This window comes from Bacteroidota bacterium, assembly GCA_030706565.1.
In the GTDB taxonomy this organism is placed as follows: domain Bacteria; phylum Bacteroidota; class Bacteroidia; order Bacteroidales; family JAUZOH01; genus JAUZOH01.
Genome location: JAUZOH010000306.1, coordinates 1 through 4611, shown reverse-complemented (window position 1 = coordinate 4611; position 4611 = coordinate 1). Strand labels below are relative to the sequence as shown.

3 protein-coding genes are annotated in these 4611 nt (G+C 38.4%); all 3 read right to left on the bottom strand.

What is annotated here, in order from left to right; all coding sequences use genetic code 11:
* On the bottom strand, positions 1-2324 hold a 2324-nt coding region (locus Q8907_13055), incomplete at its 3' end, for a PEP/pyruvate-binding domain-containing protein (GenBank protein ID MDP4275199.1).
* A 45-nt stretch (positions 2325-2369) separates the two neighbouring features.
* A complete protein-coding gene (locus Q8907_13050) occupies positions 2370-3851 on the bottom strand; it encodes a Sip1-related alpha-galactosidase (GenBank protein ID MDP4275198.1) in 1482 nt (493 codons plus the stop codon).
* Between the two features lie 317 nt (positions 3852-4168).
* A partial coding sequence (locus Q8907_13045) for a 4Fe-4S dicluster domain-containing protein (protein MDP4275197.1) occupies positions 4169-4611 on the bottom strand: 443 nt, incomplete at its 5' end.

The following is a 4611-nucleotide window of genomic DNA, read 5'->3' as shown; positions in this document are numbered from 1 at the left end:
TTCATTTCTTTTTGCCCAATTTCCATCAATTCGCTGATAATCTTTGCCAAGGGAAAGGTCTCATGATTCAATATCTTTGAAAAAGTAACCACTTTTTTACCAATAGCATCGCTGCTTTCACGTATCATATTATTCTGAAAGTCGTACGTGGAAGTAACCATTTTAAACGACTTATCATTCAAAGCTTCATTTATACTTAGTTTCATGAGGTTAATGCCATCATCCGTAGAAGGGATAAACTTTTCAGGAGATAAATCAAGGGCATAAAACTGTTTCTGGGTTTGTTTGAGGACCATTTCAGGAGTTGACAGTTGCAAAACCTTTTGCGGATACCTTGGGGAAAAACGCAAAGAATTCCCCCCTTCAACAATAAACCTGCCTAAACCGAAGGCAATGCTTACCGTTCCTTCTTCAAGCTTTTCTACGCCAATAGGATAGAAATTGATAGAACGTGCAACGCCCGAAATCGTGGGATAAAAGTGATTCCCATAGCGGGTTCCACATACTTCCTGCAAAACAATACCCATTTTCTCCTCGTCTATAGCATTGGAAGTGGCTGTAATATAAGCCTTACTGGATTTATAAAACACTGATGCATAGACGCTTTTAATAGCATTGCATAATAATTTTATAGTCAGGGCTTTATCGGCCCTGATATTGGGAACCATATAGGTGGAGTAAATGCCAGCAAAAGGCTGATAATGTGAATCTTCAAGTTTGCTGGAAGAACGCACGGCAATAGGATTTTCAACTACCGAAATATAGGCATATAAATCCTGCTGAATAGATTGGGATAGTTTAGCATGAATAAAATGATGTAATATCTCTTCATCACTGATATTCGACATAGCCACAGGATAGAGATTGTTTGATTCCATGAATTCATCGAAAGCATCAGTGCTCAAAACAATAGTCTGTGGTATGGTAATCAGTACATCTTCATATTTGTTATAAAGTTTATATTTTTTAATAATATTATTAATAAATGCAAGCCCTCTGGCTTTTCCTCCTATAGACCCCTCACCAATCCTTGAAAAAATAAGGTATTCATTGAAGTTTGAACGGTCAAATTTGGCAATAACCCCCCTTCCTTTGCTCAACCGGTACCTGCTGATAGTCTTATCAACAAAGAGCCTTAATTCATCAAGATTTTCAAAATCTTCAGCCTGAAGATATTTAAACATTCTGGCAATTGGGAAAAGGGCACGCGCATTAAGCCATTTTGAAATATGATTTCTGCTGGTGTGGTACAAAAGAGTCCGGTCGGGAATGGTAAGAATAAGCTGCTGCAAGGAAGGTAAATCCTTAGCCCTACCGATTTCCTGATGAGTAATAGGATCGCGGAATATCAAATCGCCGAAACCGAAGTGATGGAGGATATAATTCTTCAGCTCAATAGATAAAGTTTTGGAGTATTTATTGATAAAACCCACATTCAGGTCATTGGCATATTGTTCACATTCAGGATTGGCCGACTGCAAAAGAAAGGGCATCTGCTTATCCTCTTCCCTGACCATCTTACAAAAGGCCATTCCTGCTGTTGTGTCTTTTTTGTCTCCCCTCATGAAACTCACATCGGAAATGATACCCAGCAGATTGGTTTTATAGGTATTATAAAGGGCAACAGCCTCTTCATAATTTGTAGCCAGGAGAATCTTGGGCCTTCCTCTCATTCTAAGCATTTGCTGATGCTCATTAAGTGCTTCCTTAATAAATTCACGGGATTGCTGAAGGACTATTTTATAAAGATCGGGCAGGTAAACCGAAATATAGCGGATGGAATCCTCAATCAGCAATAAGGTCTGAACACCAATTTCTTCTACATCATGTTTGGCATTCATCTTATCCTCAATCAGCTTGATAATTGCCAGCAACAAATTAGGATTGCCAAGCCAGCAAAAAACATAATCTATGGCACTTAGATTTTCATGGCTGAGTTTAAATAAAACTTCCCGTGAGAAATATGTCAGGACAACAATGGGAATCTTGCTGTAATTACTTTTTATTTTCTTTGCCAGCTCGAAAGTATCAATATCTCCTATGTTCAGCATCTCGATGATCAGGTCGATCTGGTCATTTTCAAGTATATCAAAAGCCTGTTGAGCCGACCGGGCCTGTATAAATACGGGAGGATAACGCAAATTAAGCGACACATATTCATTGAAAACCTGTTCGTCAATGCGTCCGTCTTCTTCGAGAATAAAAGCATCATAGTTACTACAGACAAGCAGTACCCTGTGAATACGCTTTTGCATCAATAAGTTAAAGGAAGTATCGCTAAACTCGAACTTTTCGCTTTCAAACACATTCTTCTTTACTGGCATAATTCAATTATTCGAAATTTATCCCATCAAAATCCCAACAAGCACTCAATAAACAATACTCACTTTTACAGGACTCACTGCTTCTTTAGGAATATAAATTTGACACAAATGATTTTTATAGAAATATCTGGAGGTAACCACATCATTAATCAGCACCTTGGCTGGCCTACGGTATAACACTGCACCAAATGTACCGCCCTCCTTGACAATAATATTCATCAGATTTTTTGTAATATCACTATTTAAAATTGTTTTGGGGGAGTTGTATTTATCAATAAGTCCGATAGGAGCCGCTTTGGTTTTCATCCGGACTATGCTGTACAAGGCGCAACCCGAACGGCCAAGATTTACAGGTACTGGTTTATCATCTGTTATAATATATGCCTTGCGGGAGAAATATTCATAAACAGCGAACCTTGTCCCTTCTATTCCGCGAATTTCTGAAGGTTTAAAATAACCCGAAACACTGTCAGCCCCGGAGACATTCCAGGCAGCCAGCAATCCGTTTTTACCCGACATGCTAAATGCTTTAAATGGCTTTGCTTCATTAACCTGAAAAAGGCAATCCTCTGTAGGCAAAGCTGGAGTATCGGTATTTATCAATGAGCCGTCATTATAGGTCAATGGGGTTAAGCCATTTTTAAATATCTGTTTAGAAAAACGGAATGGAAATATTTCACCACCATAAACCACTCTGGCGATTATCATTGACATCTGTGCGGATTTATGGGTTCTCATTCTTTCCAGGGCAGGATCGACCAATTCGGAGATCCATAAGGAATGATAATCTGCAACAGAAGGCCTGTAAAACAAAGAAGATAAGGCAGTTGCACCTTCAGCAACTGCATCGTTTGTAATATCACTTAATAAGGAGTAGGGTTCAGTGCTGAAACCAATGGCCATGATTGGAACAAGCCCTTGGTTTTTAAGGCCGTCAACACTTAAAATTTTACATCCGAAAGAATGATTACGATTGCCTAGAAAAGTAGAATAATTGCCACCACGGAAAGATACTGCAGCACCATACACCCCATCTTTATATTGCCATAATGAAAAAGGGATCATCTTGTCGGGAATATTTCCGGGATAAATTATTTTCAACGGGCGTGCTGTGGTTTCCATTAAATTTTGCCTGTAATAAGCAATTCCCTGTTTGAAATCCGGGAAATTGCGGAAGAATAATCCCATTAATTTATTTTCTCTGATCGCATTAGGATTAGCCCAAAGGACAATGATATTCCTATGATTTTGGAAACGCCCGACTATGTATGAAGAAACCCCCTTTCCCTTAAAGGTCAGGATCACCTCATGCTTTTTAGCAGTAGTTTTTGTCATGGAAAAAAGGGTATCGTTGTTTTCAAATGCAGGTAAACCGCCGGACAACCTTACTTCTCCTTTCCATTCTATGTTAATTTTCCCAGACCGGGTTAGGAGATGAATCCTGCTTCGCTCCGTTTTATCGGCATTACGGCAGGAAAACATCATCAAGATCGCAATTAATGTTCCAAGGATATAAATCTTTTTCATAAATTAAAGATTTTTCAAGTGTTAAAAACTTCTAATTGCGTTTTTACCTTCTTCACTATATCTCCAGAAGTTTCTATATTGCACTGTTAATATTCAAATAATTTATTATTTGGACTAAGCTACGAATAAATATGCCTCATTATACATTGAGCAACTAAAAATTGACTGATAAAACGTAAATAAATCAATAAATTATTATGCTTAAATTCATTCCATTTAAGCATAACAGTTTATTAAAAACAGTCTTAAATATCATTTCAATCTTAATAGGCAAAAAAAAGCCTTATAAATATTGAAATTTATAAGGCTTTGTTCATTTAAAAGGGGAAATCCTGACTGGTATCGACAGGTTTTAATTTCTCTTCCCTGGGTTTTAAGGCTTTTTGGTGAAGTTCATGTCCAATGACCCGTATGGCTTTCTCAGGCCGTGCCGGGCAGGCGTATTCACAACCGCCACAACCTATGCAAATTTTAGGATTCACTTCAGGAATGGTAAGTTCACCCTTATATGGGACCATATTGACAGCTTTGGTTGGACAATGTTCGGAACAGGCCCCGCAGGAAGTGTTATCGCGGAAAACGATACAATTGGTAACGGTAAAATGTGCCACCCCGATCTGGGTTTGTTGTTTTACTTCCTTTGTAAGCTGTTGAATAGCTCCAGTTGGGCAAACTTCGCTGCACAAGGTACAATCGTAATTACAAAAACTTGTACTGTAATCCATCCTTGGCTGCATCATTCCCAAGATGCCATATTCCA